Origin of the sequence: Streptomyces sp. NPDC016469 (genome assembly GCF_040632905.1) — a bacterium.
In the GTDB taxonomy this organism is placed as follows: Bacteria; Actinomycetota; Actinomycetes; order Streptomycetales; family Streptomycetaceae; genus Streptomyces.
In genome coordinates this window covers 1-16,482 of sequence record NZ_JBEYCQ010000018.1, presented here as the reverse complement: position 1 = coordinate 16,482, position 16,482 = coordinate 1, and the positions used below count along the sequence as shown (strand labels likewise).

Annotated in this window: 14 protein-coding genes; 8 read left to right on the top strand and 6 right to left on the bottom strand. The window is 70.9% G+C overall.

What is annotated here, in order from left to right:
- Positions 1–20 precede the first annotated feature (20 nt).
- From ABZ565_RS21260 to ABZ565_RS21245, 4 genes are all read right to left on the bottom strand, one after another.
- Positions 21–740 carry an HAD family hydrolase gene (locus ABZ565_RS21260; protein ID WP_361028970.1) on the bottom strand — a complete coding sequence of 240 codons (720 nt, stop codon included), beginning with the start codon at positions 738–740 and terminating at the stop codon, positions 21–23.
- Positions 741–831: 91 nt separating this feature from the next.
- Positions 832–2,304 (bottom strand): glutamate--tRNA ligase, encoded by a 1,473-nt coding sequence (gltX, locus tag ABZ565_RS21255; protein WP_361028967.1) that lies wholly within the window; start codon positions 2,302–2,304, stop codon positions 832–834.
- Entirely contained in the window at positions 2,297–3,073 is a 777-nt protein-coding gene (locus tag ABZ565_RS21250; RefSeq protein ID WP_361028964.1) for a fumarylacetoacetate hydrolase family protein, read from the bottom strand. The genes gltX and ABZ565_RS21250 overlap by 8 nt, the downstream gene beginning before the upstream one ends.
- An 89-nt stretch (positions 3,074–3,162) precedes the next feature.
- Positions 3,163–3,339 (bottom strand): hypothetical protein, encoded by a 177-nt coding sequence (locus ABZ565_RS21245; protein ID WP_361028961.1) that lies wholly within the window; start codon positions 3,337–3,339, stop codon positions 3,163–3,165.
- Between the two features lie 583 nt (positions 3,340–3,922).
- On the opposite strand from ABZ565_RS21245, the gene ABZ565_RS21240 reads away from it, so the two are divergent.
- From ABZ565_RS21240 to ABZ565_RS21205, 8 genes are all read left to right on the top strand, one after another.
- Positions 3,923–7,708 carry a nitrate- and nitrite sensing domain-containing protein gene (locus ABZ565_RS21240; protein WP_361028958.1) on the top strand — a complete coding sequence of 1,262 codons (3,786 nt, stop codon included), beginning with the start codon at positions 3,923–3,925 and terminating at the stop codon, positions 7,706–7,708.
- A 9-nt stretch (positions 7,709–7,717) separates the two neighbouring features.
- Positions 7,718–8,131 carry a roadblock/LC7 domain-containing protein gene (locus ABZ565_RS21235; protein WP_006127850.1) on the top strand — a complete coding sequence of 138 codons (414 nt, stop codon included), beginning with the start codon at positions 7,718–7,720 and terminating at the stop codon, positions 8,129–8,131.
- Positions 8,132–8,257: 126 nt separating this feature from the next.
- Positions 8,258–8,665 (top strand): DUF742 domain-containing protein, encoded by a 408-nt coding sequence (locus tag ABZ565_RS21230; RefSeq protein ID WP_361028955.1) that lies wholly within the window; start codon positions 8,258–8,260, stop codon positions 8,663–8,665.
- Positions 8,646–9,230, top strand: a complete 585-nt coding sequence (locus ABZ565_RS21225; protein ID WP_028444348.1) for an ATP/GTP-binding protein — start codon at positions 8,646–8,648, stop codon at positions 9,228–9,230. The genes ABZ565_RS21230 and ABZ565_RS21225 overlap by 20 nt, the downstream gene beginning before the upstream one ends.
- A 348-nt stretch (positions 9,231–9,578) precedes the next feature.
- Positions 9,579–12,806 (top strand): nitrate- and nitrite sensing domain-containing protein, encoded by a 3,228-nt coding sequence (locus ABZ565_RS21220; RefSeq protein WP_361028952.1) that lies wholly within the window; start codon positions 9,579–9,581, stop codon positions 12,804–12,806.
- Between the two features lie 10 nt (positions 12,807–12,816).
- Positions 12,817–13,230 (top strand): roadblock/LC7 domain-containing protein, encoded by a 414-nt coding sequence (locus ABZ565_RS21215; RefSeq protein ID WP_018102439.1) that lies wholly within the window; start codon positions 12,817–12,819, stop codon positions 13,228–13,230.
- Between the two features lie 99 nt (positions 13,231–13,329).
- Positions 13,330–13,989 (top strand): DUF742 domain-containing protein, encoded by a 660-nt coding sequence (locus tag ABZ565_RS21210; RefSeq protein WP_361028949.1) that lies wholly within the window; start codon positions 13,330–13,332, stop codon positions 13,987–13,989.
- Positions 13,970–14,551 carry an ATP/GTP-binding protein gene (locus ABZ565_RS21205; protein ID WP_014048542.1) on the top strand — a complete coding sequence of 194 codons (582 nt, stop codon included), beginning with the start codon at positions 13,970–13,972 and terminating at the stop codon, positions 14,549–14,551. Before ABZ565_RS21210 ends, ABZ565_RS21205 begins: the two co-directional genes overlap by 20 nt.
- Positions 14,552–15,129: 578 nt before the next feature.
- Here the strand turns inward: ABZ565_RS21205 and ABZ565_RS21200 are convergent.
- Both ABZ565_RS21200 and ABZ565_RS21195 read right to left on the bottom strand, forming a co-directional pair.
- Complete coding sequence (locus ABZ565_RS21200) at positions 15,130–15,333, bottom strand: acyl-CoA carboxylase subunit epsilon (protein WP_328902593.1); 204 nt, start codon at positions 15,331–15,333, stop codon at positions 15,130–15,132.
- Positions 15,334–15,351: 18 nt separating this feature from the next.
- Positions 15,352–16,482 (bottom strand): acyl-CoA carboxylase subunit beta (locus tag ABZ565_RS21195; RefSeq protein ID WP_361028945.1); only part of this gene is annotated, 1,131 nt, incomplete at its 5' end.

Genomic DNA, 16,482 nt, shown 5'->3' with positions numbered 1-16,482 from the left:
CGGGCGGCGCAGGAAGAACATTACCCGAAGGTGTCCGGCGCTCCAAAACGGGTATCGCCCGCGAGCAGCCCCGGCAGCTGGTCGAGCCCCGTGATCCGGACCAGCTCGGGCCGCCCTCCCCTGCCGCGCCGGTCCAGCCAGACCCCCGCGAGGCCGGCGGCGGTGGCCCCGGCGGCGTCGATGTCGGGTTCGTCCCCGACGTACAGCACCTCGTGCGCGTCGAGCCCCAGCGCCTCGCAGGAGGCCAGGAACGCCCCGGGGTCCGGCTTGGAGACGCCCAGCTCGGCCGCGCACAGCAGGGACTCGAACCGGTCGCGCACCCCGAGCACCGTCAGCTTCTGGTGCTGCGACTCCTGGGCCGAGTTGGACAGCACGGCGTGCCGGTACGTCCCCGCCAGGGCGTCGAGCGCCGGGACGGCGTCCGGGAAGAGCGCCCAGGCGGACTCGTAGTGCGAGACGTGGCGGGCGAACCAGGCGTCGGCCTCGTCGTCGTCCATGGCCCGCCCCAGGAACTCCCTGGCCCGGTCCCGCCGCTGCCCCTGCCAGTCGGTCTCCCCGGCGGAGAACCGCGCCCAGTGCCGGCGCGTGAGCCGCTGCCACGCCTCGACGGCCTCCTCGGCCGACGCGTACCCCGGAGGCAGCCCCTCCGCCGCGATGTGCCGGGCCATCCCGGTGGCGGCGGCCGCCGTGTGGTCGAAGAGGGTGTCGTCGATGTCCCAGAGGACCGCTCTGATGGGCATGGCCCGACTCTACGCGGGGCCCCGGACAGCGGGACGGGCCCGGCGGCCGCGCTGTGCGGCTGCCGGGCCCGTCCCGTACGTCGACCGGGCGTTACGCGGCCAGCCTGGCCAGCGCCGCGTCGATGCGGGCGATCGTCTTCTCGCGGCCCAGGATCTCCAGGGACTCGAAGAGGGGGAGGCCGATCGTCCGGCCGGTGACGGCCACGCGGACCGGCGCCTGGGCCTTGCCGAGCTTGAGGCCGTGCTGCTCGCCGGCGGCGAGGACGGCGGCCTTCAGGGCCTCCGCGTTCCAGTCGGCGGCGAGCAGTTCGCCGCGGGCGGTGACGAGGAGGGCGTCGGAGCCCTCCTTCATCGCCTTGGCCCAGGACGCCTCGTCGTGCACCGGCTCGTCCAGGAACAGGAAGTCCACGTTGGCGGTGATCTCGGAGAGCACCGTGACCCGGGTCTGGGCGTGCGGGGCGATCTCGGCGAAGACCTCCGCGTCGAAGGACTCCGGGGCCCAGGAGGCGTACGGCGCCTGGAGCCAGGGGCCGCACGCCTCGGTGAAGGTCTTCACGTCGAGGCGGCGGATGTGCTCCGCGTTGACGTGCTCGCACTTCTTGAGGTCGAAGCGGGCGGGGTTGGCGTTGACGTCCTTGATGTCGAAGGCGGCGACCATCTCGTCGATGTCGAAGATGTCGCGGTCCTCGGCGATCGACCAGCCCAGCAGCGAGAGGTAGTTGAGCAGCCCCTCGCGGACGAAGCCGCGCTCGCGGTAGAGGTTGAGCGAAGCCTGCGGGTCGCGCTTGGAGAGCTTCTTGTTGCCCTCGCCCATGACGTACGGCAGGTGCCCGAAGGCGGGGGTGTCCTTGGCGACGCCCAGCTCGATGAGCGCCCGGTACAGGGCGATCTGGCGCGGGGTGGAGGAGAGCAGGTCCTCGCCGCGCAGGACGTGGGTGATCTCCATCAGCGCGTCGTCCACCGGGTTGACCAGCGTGTAGAGCGGGGCGCCGTTGGCGCGGACGATGCCGTAGTCCGGAACGTTCTCCGGCTGGACGGTGATGTCACCGCGGACCAGGTCCGTGAAGGTGATCGCCTCGTCGGGCATCCGGAAGCGGACGATCGACGTGCGGCCCTCGGCCTCGTACGCGGCCTTCTGCTCGTCGCTCAGCTCGCGGCAGTGGCCGTCGTAGCCGGACGGGCGGCCGGCGGCGCGGGCGGCGTCGCGGCGGGTGTCCAGCTCCTCGGTGGTGCAGTAGCAGTGGTACGCGTAACCGCCGGCGAGCAGCTTCTCCGCGACGTCCTGGTAGATGTCCATCCGCTGCGACTGGCGGTACGGCGCGTGCGGGCCACCGGTCTCGGGGCCCTCGTCCCAGTCCAGACCGAGCCAGCGCATCGCGTCGAGGAGCTGCTCGTACGACTCCTCGGAGTCGCGCGCCGCGTCGGTGTCCTCGATGCGGAAGACCAGGGTGCCCTGGTGGTGCCGGGCGAAGGCCCAGTTGAAGAGAGCCGTCCGGACCAGGCCGACGTGCGGGTTGCCGGTCGGGGAGGGACAGAAACGTACACGTACTTGTGCGTTAGCCACGCTTGATCACCTTGTTGGTGAGAGTGCCGATGCCTTCGATGGTGACGGCGACCTCGTCGCCGACGTGGAGGGGTCCGACCCCCGCGGGAGTGCCGGTGAGGATCACATCGCCCGGCAGCAGCGTCATGGCTTCCGTGATGTGGACGACCAGGTCCTCGATGGACCGGATCATGTCGCTCGTCCGGCCGAGCTGGCGTTGCTCGCCGTTGACCGTGGCCTGGATGGCGAGGTCGGTGGGGTCGAGGTCGGTCTCCACCCAGGGGCCGAGGGGGCAGGAGGTGTCGAAGCCCTTGGCCCGGGCCCACTGCTTCTCCCGCTTCTGGGCGTCGCGGGCCGTGACGTCGTTGGCGCAGGTGTAGCCGAAGATGACGTCCTTGACCCGCTCGCGCGGCACTTCGCGGCACATCCGGCCGATGACCACGGCCAGCTCGGCCTCGTGGTGCACCTCGTCGGAGAAGGAGGGGTACTCGATGGCGTCGCCGGAGCCGATCACCGAGGTGGTGGGCTTGAAGAAGGCGACGGGGACGTCGGGGACCTCGTTGCCGAGTTCGGCGGCGTGCTCCGCGTAGTTGCGGCCGATGGCCACGACCTTGTTGGGGAGCACGGGCGGCAGCAGCCGCACCTTGTTCAGCGGGACCTTGGTCCCGGAGAGCTCGAACTCGGCGTACGGGATGCCCTTGATGATGTCGAGGACGAGACCGTCGGGCCCGTCGCCCTCGACCGCGCCGAAGGCGACATTGCCGTCGATGGAGAACCTGGCGATGCGCACGGGTTGCTGTCGCCCCTCACTGCTTGCTGGGTGCCTGGAAAAGACTGACGCTCCAGGCTAGCGCGCATGAGGGGCGCTCCCGTGCGGGATCACTCCGCGGCGGCGGGGGCCGTCATGAGGATCGTGCGGCGGGGGTTGGCGGTCTGCGTCGGCAGCCCGACCGCGTGCTCCGGGAGTTCCGCCGTCTTCAGCGACTCGGCGTCCTCGAGGTGCGCCAGCGTGGTGCGGCGGGGGTTGGCGAGGTTGCGGAGCGTCGTCGTGTTCATCTGCCGTACGGCCCTGTCGTCGGGGCGCCGCCCTTACGAGAGGGGGCGCCGGTTGTCGGTTCTGCCATCCCAGTAAAGCGTCAGGCTAAACATGCGATTCCCTCCGGCGGCCCGGAAAAGACGGCGATCTTCATGTGAGTTTGCTCACGAGCACCACGACAATTGCCCCAATACGGACGCGCGATCCGGACCCACGAACCGGACATGTCACCCCTGAACCGACCATTCCGCTCCTGATCATGGCGACTGGGACACCCCTCACCCCGTTCGGACTCACCCGCAATCGTCCGGATTGTCCGCGAACCGCCCCCACCGCTTGTTACGCAGCCATCACACGGTGTCACGCAGGTCACAGCCCGGTACCTGGCCCTTGTTGGAGATCCAGCACTGTGCTGAAATTCCACGCACCGCCGCGGGTTTCAAGCCGGCGCGCAGGGGCGCAACGCAGCGCCGAGTGGCGGCGGGAAGGGGAAGAGCGCCGGTCACTCACGACCACCATGGGGGCGGGACAACGCCCCACCACGCCGACACCGTTTTCTCCGTTCACGACGGAGGAACGCCTGGTCCAGAGGTTGCGACGCTAGTGCAGGGACGTTTCAAGAGGGATGGCAGCGCTGCGGCGGAACAGGAGCCGCGCGGCGGGACCGACCGCGGCTCCTCGCCCCAGCACGCCCAGAACCCCGGATCGGCCGCGGCCGGTGACCAAGGTGACCGCGACCGGCGCCCCGGCGCCGCTCCGTCCGGCGGTGAGCCCGAGCAGGCCGCCGCACCGAAGTCCCGGGGCCCCGTCAACACGGGCTCGCGGGTAGCTCTCCGCAACTGGCGCATCAGCACGCGCCTGGTGTCCCTGCTCGCCCTCCCCGTGGTCGCGGCGACCACGCTGGGTGGTCTGCGCATCAACGACTCCCTGAACGACATCCAGCAGCTGGAGCACATGCAGCTGCTGACCGAGATGACGAAGCAGGCGACCTCGCTGGCGCAGGCGCTCCAGGAGGAGCGCGACCAGACGGCCGGTCCGCTGTCGCACAACGTGCCCGCGACCGACTTCAAGATCACCACGCCTCGGCAGAAGACCGACAAGGCGCAGCTGGCGTTCCTCCACGGCACGGGCGATATCGGTGACACCACCGGTGACGACACCCTGGAGAGCATCCACACCAGCGTCCAGCAGATCGCCACGCGGCTCAGCTCCATCCGCGACATCCGCAAGCACGCGTACGAGAAGGGCAGTCCGTCCCTCCAGACGGTCGACGCCTACAGCCAGCTGATCACCTCGCTGCTGAGCCTGTCCCAGGACATGGCCCAGGCGACCAGCAGCCCCGAGATGATCAAGCGGACCCGTGCGCTGGCGGCGTTCTCCTCCGCCAAGGAGTACGCCTCGATCCAGCGCGCGATCATCGCCGCGGCGCTGCCCACCAGCGACGACAAGAAGCCCGACCTCGACCGCAACGACCAGCAGTTCGGCCTGGCCGCGCGGAGCAAGGAGGAGGCGGCCCTCACGTCGTTCGAGGCCATCTACACCTCCTCCGGCGGTGACGCCGCAGAACTGACCTCGACGCTCGACGAGGGCAACCCGGACATCAAGGCCGCGAAGACATACGCGCAGAAGATGCTGGAGAACCCGCTCGCCATGGGCGGTTCCAAGGCCCGCCGGTCGTACATGAACTGGTACGACCAGGACACCGTCAAGATCAACGCCATGAAGCGCATCGAGGAGACCCTCCTCAGCGAGATGGAGGGCAAGGCGCGCGAGCTGCGCGAGGAGTCCCAGCGCGAGGCGATCATCTCCGGTGCGCTGATCCTGCTCGTGCTCGGTGTCTCGCTGGTCGGCGCCTTCGTCGTCGCCCGGTCCATGATCCGCTCGCTGCGCCGGCTCCAGGACACCGCTACCCGCGTCGCCCAGGACCGTCTGCCCGAGCTGGTCAAGCAGCTCTCCGAGGCCGACCCGCAGGACGTCGACACCTCGGTCGAGTCCGTCGGTGTGCACTCCCGCGACGAGATCGGCAAGGTGGCCGCGGCCTTCGACGACGTGCACCGCGAGGCGGTCCGTCTCGCCGCCGAGCAGGCCCTTCTGCGGGGCAACGTCAACGCGATGTTCACCAACCTCTCGCGCCGCTCGCAGGGCCTCATCCAGCGCCAGCTCTCGCTCATCTCCGAGCTGGAGTCGCGCGAGGCCGACCCGGACCAGCTCTCCTCGCTCTTCAAGCTCGACCACCTCGCGACCCGTATGCGCCGGAACGGCGAGAACCTTCTCGTCCTCGCCGGTGAGGAGCCGGGCCGCCGGTGGACCCGCCCCGTGCCGCTGGTCGACGTGCTCCGCGCCGCCGCGTCCGAGGTGGAGCAGTACGAGCGCATCGAACTGGCCGCGGTGCCCGCCACCGAGGTCGCGGGCCGGGTCGTCAACGACCTCGTGCACCTGCTCGCCGAGCTGCTGGAGAACGCCACGTCGTTCTCCTCGCCGCAGACGAAGGTCCGGGTCACCGGTCACGCCCTGCCCGACGGCCGGGTGCTGGTCGAGATCCACGACACCGGCATCGGGCTCTCCCCGGAGGACCTGGCCGCGATCAACGAGCGGCTGGCCTCGCCGCCCACCGTGGACGTCTCGGTCTCCCGCCGCATGGGCCTGTTCGTGGTCGGCCGGCTCTCCCTCCGCCACGGCATCCGCATCCAGCTGCGCCCCTCGGACTCCGGCGGCACCACCGCCCTGGTCATGCTCCCGGTGGACGTCGCACACGGCGGCCGGCAGCCGGCCCCGAAGCAGGCGCCCGGTCAGCAGTCCCCCGGCGGCCTGCTCGCCGGCGGCAACGACGCCCAGGGCGGACGCCCCGCGGCGGGCCCCGCCCCCCAGCGCGGCCAGGTCGGCGCCGGCTCCGGCCCCCGGGCCGCGCTGCCCGCCCGCGACGGCAACCGCCCGCAGAACCCGCAGAACCCGCAGGGCGGACCCGGCGCGCAGGACTCGGCGTTCCAGAACCCGCAGGGCCGCCCGGTCCAGGACGGCCCCCGTCAGGGCGGCGGCCTGGCCGGTGCGTTCGGCGGTGCCCGGCTCGGCGCACGCGGTCAGGGCGACGGCGGTACCGACGCGAACCGGCCCAGCCTGTTCGACCAGCGGCGCCCCGAGCAGAACGGCCCGGCCGCCCCGCAGGCCCCGCAGGCCCCGCAGCCCCAGCAGCCCCAGCAGGCCCGGTTCGACCAGGCGGGCCAGGGCGGTCAGGACGGGCGCAACGCCTTCGAGCCGCCGCGCGGTCCGGGGCGCGGCGAGCGCCAGCTGCCGCCGGTCGGCGGTCCGCGCGCCGAGCTGCCCGGTGGCTCCCCGGCCCCGAACGCCGGCCCGAACCCGGCCCAGGGTGCGCCGGGCGGCGGCTTCCCCGCCCCGCAGCGCCCGCAGACGACGAGCTGGGGCACCGACGAGCCGTCCGCGCCCCGGCGCTCCCCGCTCGACGCGCCGCGCGGTCACGAGGAGTCGGAGACCACGGGCCGCTTCGCGCAGCCTCAGGCGCCGCGCCTGCCGGCCGACGACCGCCAGGGGCCCGGCTCCACGGCGGAGTTCGCCCGCCCCGACTTCTCGGCCCCCGCGCCGCAGCACAACATGCCGCAGGGCAACGCGCCGCAGCACCACGCACCGCAGCCCGGCCTGCCGCAGCGCGGCGTACCGCAGCCGAACGCCCCTCAGCACAACGGCGCGTACGGCAACGGGCCGCAGAACCCGGACGTGACGAGCACCTCGCAGTTCGCCCGCCCGGACTTCGGTGCCCCGCAGCAGCCCGCGCCCCGGCAGCGCGACAGCCAGGACTTCGGCGCGCCGCGTCCGCCCATGGCGGGCCAGGCGCCCGAGGCCCCGTACCGCCCGGTCCTCCCGCAGCAGCCGCAGCAGCCCGAGGCGCTGCCGCCGGCCGGGCCCGGCGACGGCCGCACCCCGCTGTACGACACGCTGGAGACCAACTGGTTCCGCGGTCCGCAGCCGGGTGCCCCGCAGCAGCCTCCGGCCGCCCCGGCGCAGGACTTCCCGCAGCAGCCGGCCCAGGAGCCCGTGGCCCCCGCGCCGCAGCGGACCCTCGGCGACAGCGGTGCCGCGAGCGCCTGGCGGGCGTCGCCGAACGACGAGATCGTCCGCCAGGCGGAGCGGGTGAAGAAGCCCGCGGCGGGCGGTATCACCACGTCCGGTCTGCCGCGCCGGGTCCCGCGCGCCAATCTGGTGCCGGGTACCGCCCAGCAGCAGAACCACCAGTCCGGTCCGCAGGTCTCGCGAGCGCCCGACGATGTGCGCGGGCGTCTGACCAATCTCCGCCGGGGCATCCAGCAGGGACGCCAGGCGGGCAGCGGTCAGACCGGAAGCTTCCCCCTCGGCCCCACTCACCAGCAGGAGCGTTAGTTGAGCCCGATGAGTCAGGCCGCACAGAATCTGAACTGGCTGATCACCAACTTCGTGGACAACACCCCAGGGGTGTCGCACACGGTGGTGGTCTCGGCGGACGGGCTGCTGCTGGCGATGTCCGAAGGTTTCCCGCGCGACCGCGCCGACCAGCTGGCGGCCGTCGCGTCCGGGCTGACCTCGCTGACGGCCGGTGCCTCCCGGATCTTCGAGGGCGGCGCCGTCAGCCAGACCGTGGTGGAGATGGAGCGGGGCTTCCTGTTCCTGATGTCCATCTCGGACGGCTCCTCGCTGGCCGTGCTGGCCCACCCGGACGCCGACATCGGTCTGGTCGGCTACGAAATGGCCCTGCTGGTGGACCGGGCGGGCACCGTCCTGACCCCGGACCTCCGTGCGGAGCTCCAGGGCAGCCTGCTCCACTAGGCGGCCGTGCACAGTGACACAGATGATCAACCCGATAACCGACCCTCGACCGTCCGGCCGCTTACAGCCCCCCACCGGCCCCTTCAGACGGCAAGCCGACACCCTGCTGTCACGCCCGGAGGATTCATGACCCCGCCACCCGCCTCACACGATCCGTACGGCGCGTCGAGTCACGCGTCGTACGAAGGTGAGGGTGACCAGCCGCTGGTCCGTCCGTACGCCATGACCGGTGGACGCACCCGGCCGCGCTACCAGCTGGCGATAGAAGCACTGGTCAGCACCACGGCCGATCCCGCGCACCTGGGGACCCTGCTCCCCGAGCACCAGCGGATCTGCCATCTGTGCCGCGAGGTCAAGTCGGTGGCCGAGGTCTCGGCCCTGCTGTCGATGCCCCTCGGTGTGGCGCGGATTCTCGTCGCGGACCTGGCGGAAGCCGGCATGGTGGCCATCCACCAGCCGGGCAATGGAGAGGCCGGCGGCGCGCCGGATGTGACACTGCTCGAAAGGGTGCTCAGTGGACTTCGCAAGCTCTAACGGCGGCGCGGCGACCCGGGCCACCACCTCGGCGAAGATCGTCGTGGCCGGTGGGTTCGGCGTGGGCAAGACCACGTTCGTCGGTGCCGTCTCGGAGATCAATCCGCTGCGCACCGAAGCCGTGATGACGTCCGCCTCGGCCGGCATCGACGACCTCACGCACACCGGCGGGAAGACCACCACCACGGTGGCGATGGACTTCGGCCGTATCACCCTGGACCAGGACCTGATCCTGTACCTCTTCGGTACGCCGGGCCAGGACCGGTTCTGGTTCATGTGGGACGACCTGGTGCGGGGTGCGATCGGCGCCGTCGTCCTGGTGGACACCCGCCGCCTCGCCGACTGCTTCCCGGCCGTCGACTACTTCGAGAACAGCGGACTGCCCTTCGTCATCGCCCTCAACGGCTTCGACGGCCACCAGCCGTACACCCCCGACGAGGTGCGCGAGGCCCTTCAGATCGGGCCCGACACCCCGATCATCACCACGGACGCGCGGCACCGCGCGGACGCGAAGAGCGGCCTGATCACGCTGGTGGAGCACGCTCTGATGGCCCGGCTCAAGTAGTCACAAGTCGGAAGTGGCATACGGCAGTTACCGTAGTCACACGGGGGCGGGCTGTGTCCTTTGACACGATCCGCCCCCGCCTTCATAACGTTTCGAAAGAGAATTGCCCCGCGACCGACACCGGATGCGTACGAGCGGTGTCGCTGCGCTCACATGAGCCTCGCCTTTTGGCGGGGCTCGCTCTTTATGCCCGATTTATCTGAGGCGTGAGCCACTCGGAATCGCCCATTCCGACTGTTTGGAACGCGGCCGTCAGCCGTGCTGCAATGCGACCAACTCCCGAGTAAGTACCGCCCTGAACAAAACACGGCACAACGTAGGTGCCGACGCCGAGAGGTTGTTGGTCGAGTGAGGCGTAACAACGAGGGCTCCACGGCGCAGGCGGAGCGGGGCAACTTCACCCCGCCGTCGCGTGCCGCGGCGCCGTCCGCCGACGTGTCCGAAGGGGCACCGGCCGGTGGCAGCACCAGCCGGCTGTCGCCACGCAACTGGCGGGTGCCCACCCGGCTGAACGCCATCCTCCTGATCCCGGTGCTGGTCGGCCTGGTCATGGGCGGCTTCCAGGTGAAGGGCTCGGTCAACACCTGGCAGGAGGCCCAGGACGCGGAGAAGACCGCGCTGATCGTGCGGGCCGCCGCCGGGTACGGCCAGGCCCTGCTCAACGAGCGCGACCTCACCGCCCAGCCGCTGCTGTCGAACAAGCGCGAGGACGAGCTCGTCTCGCAGACCCGCGCCACCACCGACGCGGCCGCCGCCAAGTTCGCCGACGCCGTCAAGGACATGCCGGCCAAGGAGGGCCTCCAGCGCCGCCTCAAGCTCTTCAAGCTGGAGGAGCCGAAGCTGCCGCAGCTGCGCAAGGCGGCCTACACCGCGGCCATGGACCCGGTGAAGACCGAGGAGGGCTACGTCCAGGTCCAGCACTCCCTGATGGAGTTCTGCAACGAACTGGGCCTCGGCACCGGCAACATCACCAGCTACGGCCGGACGGTCTACGCGATCGAGCTGGCCAAGGCCGCAGAATCGCTTCAGCGCTCCATCGGCATGCACCTCCTGGTCCGCCCCAGCAAGGAGGAGGGCAAGTTCAACGACCAGGTCAAGGCGTTCGGCTCGTACAACTACCTGGAGCAGATCGCCCTCGGCGAGTTCACCTCCGGCGGTACGGAGGCCGACGCGGCCCGGCTGCGCAAGGTCATGGGCGCGAAGGCCGCCGAGGGCGCGGCCGAGCTGAAGGACGCCAAGGAGAAGGCGGACGCGGCCGGTGTGCCGTTCGTGGCGCCGCCCTCCATCGACGGCTCGGTCTACGACGGCATGGCCAAGGAGATCGGCCTCGGCAAGGACCCGGACGAGCTGAAGGCGAAGGGGATCACCGCCGAGACCTGGATGGCCGCCGCCACCGCCAAGTTCGACGGCTACACCACGGTCGAGGACGAGCTGGTCGACAAGGCCGTGACCGAGGCGGCGGAGATCTCCTCCGACGCCCGGACCGACGCGATCGTCAACGCGTCGATCGTCATCGTCGCCCTGCTGGCCGCGTTCCTCCTGGCCGGGCTCATGGCCCGCCAGATGAGCCGGTCGATGCGCCGGCTGCGCACCGCCGCCTTCTCCATCGCCGAGCAGCGGCTGCCCTCGCTGGTCGACCAGCTCTCGCGCACCGACCCGGGCCGGGTCGACACCCGCGTGCAGCCGATCCCGATCAACTCGCAGGACGAGATCGGCGAGGTCGCCCGCGCCTTCGACCAGGTCCACCAGGAGGCGGTCCGGCTCGCGGCCGAGCAGGCCATGCTCCGGGGCAACGTCAACGCGATCTTCACCAACCTCTCGCGCCGCAACCAGTCGCTCATCGAGGGCCAGCTGACCCTGATCACCGACCTGGAGAACAACGAGGCCGACCCCGACCAGCTGGAGAGCCTGTTCCGGCTGGACCACCTGGCGACCCGTATGCGGCGCAACGGCGAGAACCTCCTCGTCCTCGCCGGCGAGGAGCCCGGCCGCCGCTGGAACCAGCCGGTGCCGCTGGTGGACGTGTTGCGCGCCGCCTCCTCCGAGGTGGAGTCGTACGAGCGCATCGAGCTCTCCGGGGTCCCGGAGACCGAGATCCACGGTCAGTCCGTCACCGACCTCGTGCACCTGCTCGCCGAGCTCCTGGAGAACGCCACGACGTTCTCCTCGCCGCAGACCAAGGTGCGCGTCACCGCGACCCGGCTGCCCGACGGCCGCGTGATGATCGAGATCCACGACAAGGGCATCGGCCTCACCGCCGAGGACTTCGCCGACATCAACCACAAGCTGGCCAACCCGCCGACGGTGGACGCCGCGGTCTCGCAGCGCATGGGCCTCTTCGTGGTCGGCCGGCTCGCCGACCGGCACGACATCCGGGTCCAGCTGCGCCCCTCGGGCGAGCAGGCCGGCACGACCTCGCTGGTCATGCTGCCGGACGCGATCACCCACGGTGGCGGCGGCGACGCGCCGGAACAGGACGACTTCACCGTCTCCTCGATCATCCCCCAGCAGCAGGCGTTCGACGCCCTGCCGCACCAGCCGCAGCTGCGTACGGCCGCCGAACTCGGCTTCGACGACTCGCGTTACGACGAGGGCTCCGCGGACTCCGCCCAGCTCGACCCGGTGGGCCGCTCGCTGATGCGCGAGGAGCGCCGTGCGGCGCTGGAGGCCCAGGCCACCGGCGGCGAGCGCCAGGCGTACCCGGAGCAGCCGGAGCAGGCGCGGCCCGACCAGGTGTACGCCGAGGGCGCGTACGGCCAGGACGCCTACCCGGGGAACGGTGAGGCGGCCTACACCGGGAACGGTCAGGACGCCTACGCCGCGAACCCGTACGAGGGCGGCTACGACCCGTACGCCGGTGCCCCCGGCTATGACGCGCAGCCCGCCTACGACACCACCCAGGGCGGCTATCCGGAGGCGGCCTACGCGGCCCCCGAGGCGCCCGTGCAGGGCTACGACGAGCAGTACGCCGCCCAGCCCCAGCAGCAGGAGTGGGCAGATCAGGGCACGTACCAGGGCGGGTTCGAGCCGGTCGCCCAGGCGGAACCGGAATCTGAGATGAGCGCTCCCGCCGAGCCGCAGGAGCGCGTAGGCTTCGAGCGTTCGGGCCCCGTTCCGAACACCGGCCACGACCTGACCGAAGCCGGTCTGCCGCGCCGGGGCGGCCAGCAGCACTGGCAGCCCACGGGCCGCGGGAACGACCGGTCCGGTGGGGCGCAGGAGCGTCCGCAGCAGCACGAACTGCCGCAGCGGCCGTCCCCGGCGCCGCAGGCCGCCGACGGAAACGCCGGAAACGACGGCCCCGACGACTGGCGCTCGGCCAACGACGAGCGCTGGGAGCGGGCCGAGAAGCTCCGGGAGCCGAAGGCGGGCGGGATAACCCCGTCCGGTCTTCCCCGGCGTGTGCCCAAGGCCAACCTGGTCGAGGGCACCGCGGAACAGACCCAGCAGGGCGGCCCCCAGGTCTCCCGCGACCCGGAAGACGTGCGTGGCAGGCTGAGCAACCTGCGGCGCGGTGTCCTCCGGGGACGTAACGCGGGTACGGACACAAGTACTACCTACAACCAGGAGCGTTAGTGTGAGCCCGATGAGCCAGGCGGCGCAGAATCTGAACTGGTTGATCACCAACTTCGTGGACAACACCCCCGGGGTGTCGCACACGGTGGTGGTCTCCGCCGACGGACTCCTGCTGGCGATGTCCGAGGGATTCCCGCGCGACCGCGCCGACCAGCTGGCGGCGGTCGCCTCCGGTCTGACCTCGCTGACCGCCGGCGCCTCGCGGATCTTCGAGGGCGGCGCGGTGAATCAGACGGTTGTGGAGATGGAGCGAGGATTCCTCTTCATCATGTCCGTTTCCGACGGGTCCTCCCTGGCCGTTCTCGCACACCCGGACGCCGACATCGGCCTGATCGGGTACGAAATGGCCCTTCTGGTCGACCGTGCGGGCAGCGTCCTGACGCCGGACCTCCGTGCCGAACTCCAGGGAAGTCTTCTTAACTAGTCTTATCCAGTAACCAGACAGTGCGTTCCGCGTCACCGCGCCAGTAGGGTGCGGTGGCGCGGTCCACTGGAGTCGGGACCGGCAGGCGGAGGAGGAATCGTGGGTACACCCCCAGGCGGGCACCAGTACGACGGTGACCGGCACGTGCCGGGTGAGCACGGGGACGAACGTTTCAACTTCCCCTCCGCACCCGGCAGACAGGGCGCTCAGCAGCCTCAGCAGCCCTACCAGCCGTACGGGCAGGCGCAGTACGGCCACCCGGGGCCCGGCTGGCCGCAGCAGGAGCCCCAGCAGCCCGCGCAGCAGCCGCAGCAGCCCCGTCAGACGAGGCCGCACCGCTTCGACGCGCCGCAGCAGCAGCCCCGCATCCAGCCGGTGCAGCCGCGGCGGGCTCCCGAGCCGGCGGCTCCGGCCGCGCACAATCCGCTGGTCCGTCCGTACGCCATGACAGGTGGCCGGACCCGACCGCGCTACCAACTCGCCATTGAGGCGTTGGTCAGTACCACGGCTGATCCGTCCCGGCTGCAAGGGCAGTTGCCCGAGCACCAGCGGATCTGCCGGCTGTGCTTCGAGATCAAGTCGGTGGCCGAGATCTCGGCCCTCCTCTCGATCCCCCTCGGCGTGGCCCGGATCCTCGTAGCCGACCTGGCCGAGGCGGGACTCGTCGCTATCCACCAGCCCGGCGGCGACGAGTCCGCCGGCGGCCAGCCAGATGTGACACTGCTCGAAAGGGTGCTCAGTGGACTTCGCAAGCTCTAGCGGCGGAGCGGCCCGCTCCACTACCTCGGCGAAGATCGTGGTGGCAGGGGGCTTCGGCGTGGGTAAGACCACGTTTGTCGGTGCCGTCTCGGAGATCAATCCGCTGCGCACCGAAGCCGTGATGACGTCCGCCTCGGCGGGCATCGACGACCTGACGCACACGGGGGACAAGACCACCACCACGGTGGCGATGGACTTCGGCCGTATCACCCTGGACCAGGACCTGATCCTGTACCTCTTCGGTACGCCGGGCCAGGACCGGTTCTGGTTCATGTGGGACGACCTGGTGCGGGGTGCGATCGGCGCCGTCGTCCTGGTGGACACCCGCCGCCTCGCCGACTGCTTCCCGGCCGTCGACTACTTCGAGAACAGCGGACTGCCCTTCGTCATCGCCCTCAACGGCTTCGACGGCCACCAGCCGTACACCCCCGACGAGGTGCGCGAGGCGCTTCAGATCGGGCCGGACACGCCGATCCTGACGACGGATGCGCGGCACCGTGCGGATGCGAAGAGTGCGCTGATCACGTTGGTTGAGCATGCGCTTATGGCGCGCCTGCGGTAGGTGCCTCCCGTACGCCGAGGGCCCCGCACTCCTGTGAGTGCGGGGCCCTCGTGCGTGTTCCGCTCGGCCTGGCGGCCTTGCTTGTCCTCAATCGCCGGACGGGCTTGATTTTGCCTGCGCGGCCTTGGAGTGCGTGTGCGGGCGCGGTTTTGCCGGTGCGGCCTTGGAAGGCGCGTGCGGGCGCGGTTTCGCCCACGCAGCCCTGGAATGCGCTTGCGGGCGCGGTTTCGCCCACGCGGCCTTCGACTGAGCGTGCGGGCGCGGTTTGCCTGTGCGGCCTTGGAGTGCGTGTGCGGGCGCGGTTTGCCTGTGCGGCCCTGGAGTGCGTGTGCGGGCGCGGTTTGCCTGTGCGGCCCTGGAGTGCGCTTGCGGGCGCGGTTTCGCCCGCGCGGCCCTGGAATGCGCTTGCAGGCGCGGTTTTGCCCGCGCGGTCCTGGAATGCGCTTGCGGGCGCGGTTTGCCCGTGCGGCCCTGGATGGCGCGTGCGGCGCGGTTTCGCCTGCGCGGCCTTCGACTGCGCGTGCGGGCGCGAAGAGGCCCGCACAGGCTCTTGTCGGCCTGTGCGGGCCTCTTGCGTGTCAGCCCTGCCAGCTGTGCGGGGCGCGGAAGCCCGGGGTGCGTTCCAGGCGGCGCCAGCCGGCCGTGTCGCGGACCCGGGTGGGGGCCGTGGTGGGCTGGGCGGCGGCGCGGGCGAGGAGGACCGCGGTGATCGCGGCCAGTTCCTCGGGGTCCGCGAGGCCCTTCTCGACGCGCAGCACGGATTCGGCGGTGGCAGTGGTCATGAGTGGTGTCTCCGTCTTCTACTGCGGGGGGTTGCCGTGCTTGCGGGCCGGCAGGTCGGCGTGCTTGGTGCGGAGCATCGCGAGCGAGGCGATCAGGACCTCGCGCGTCTCGGCCGGGTCGATGACGTCGTCGACCAGGCCGCGCTCGGCGGCGTAGTAGGGGTGCATCAGCTCGGTCTTGTACTCCTTGACCATGCGGGTCCGCATGGCCTCGGGGTCCTCGGCCTCCGCGATCTGCCGCCGGAAGATGACGTTGGCGGCACCTTCCGCGCCCATCACGGCGATCTCGTTGGTGGGCCAGGCGTAGGTGAGGTCCGCACCGATGGACTGGCTGTCCATGACGATGTAGGCGCCGCCGTACGCCTTGCGCAGGATCAGGGAGATCCGCGGCACCGTCGCGTTGCAGTACGCGTAGAGCAGCTTCGCGCCGTGCCGGATGATCCCACCGTGCTCCTGATCGACGCCGGGCAGGAAGCCGGGTACGTCCAGAAGAGTGATGATGGGGATGTTGAAGGCGTCACACATCTGGACGAACCGCGCGGCCTTCTCGGAGGCCTCGATGTCCAGCACGCCCGCCAGGGCCTGGGGCTGGTTGGCGACGATGCCGACGACCTGGCCGTCCATCCGGGCCAGCGCGCAGATGATGTTGCGGGCCCAGCGCTCGTGGACCTCCAGGTAGTCGCCGTCGTCGACGAGCTCCTCGATGACCTTGTGCATGTCGTACGGGCGGTTGCCGTCGGCCGGGACCAGGTCCAGGAGGGCGTCGCCGCGCCGGTCCGCCGGGTCGTCGCTCGCCGCGGTGGGCGGGTTCTCCCGGTTGTTGGAGGGCAGCATCCCGATGAGGTAGCGGACCTCGGCGATGCAGGTCTCCTCGTCGTCGTACGCGAAGTGCGCGACGCCCGAGGTCTCGGCGTGGACGTCCGCGCCCCCCAGACCGTTCTGAGTGATCTCCTCGCCGGTGACCGCCTTCACGACGTCCGGACCGGTGATGAACATCTGCGAGGTCTCACGGACCATGAACACGAAGTCCGTCAGCGCGGGGCTGTAGGCCGCACCGCCCGCGCACGGGCCGAGCATCACGCTGATCTGCGGGATCACACCGGAGGCGCGCGTGTTGCGCTGGAAGATGCCTCCGTACCCGGCGAGCGC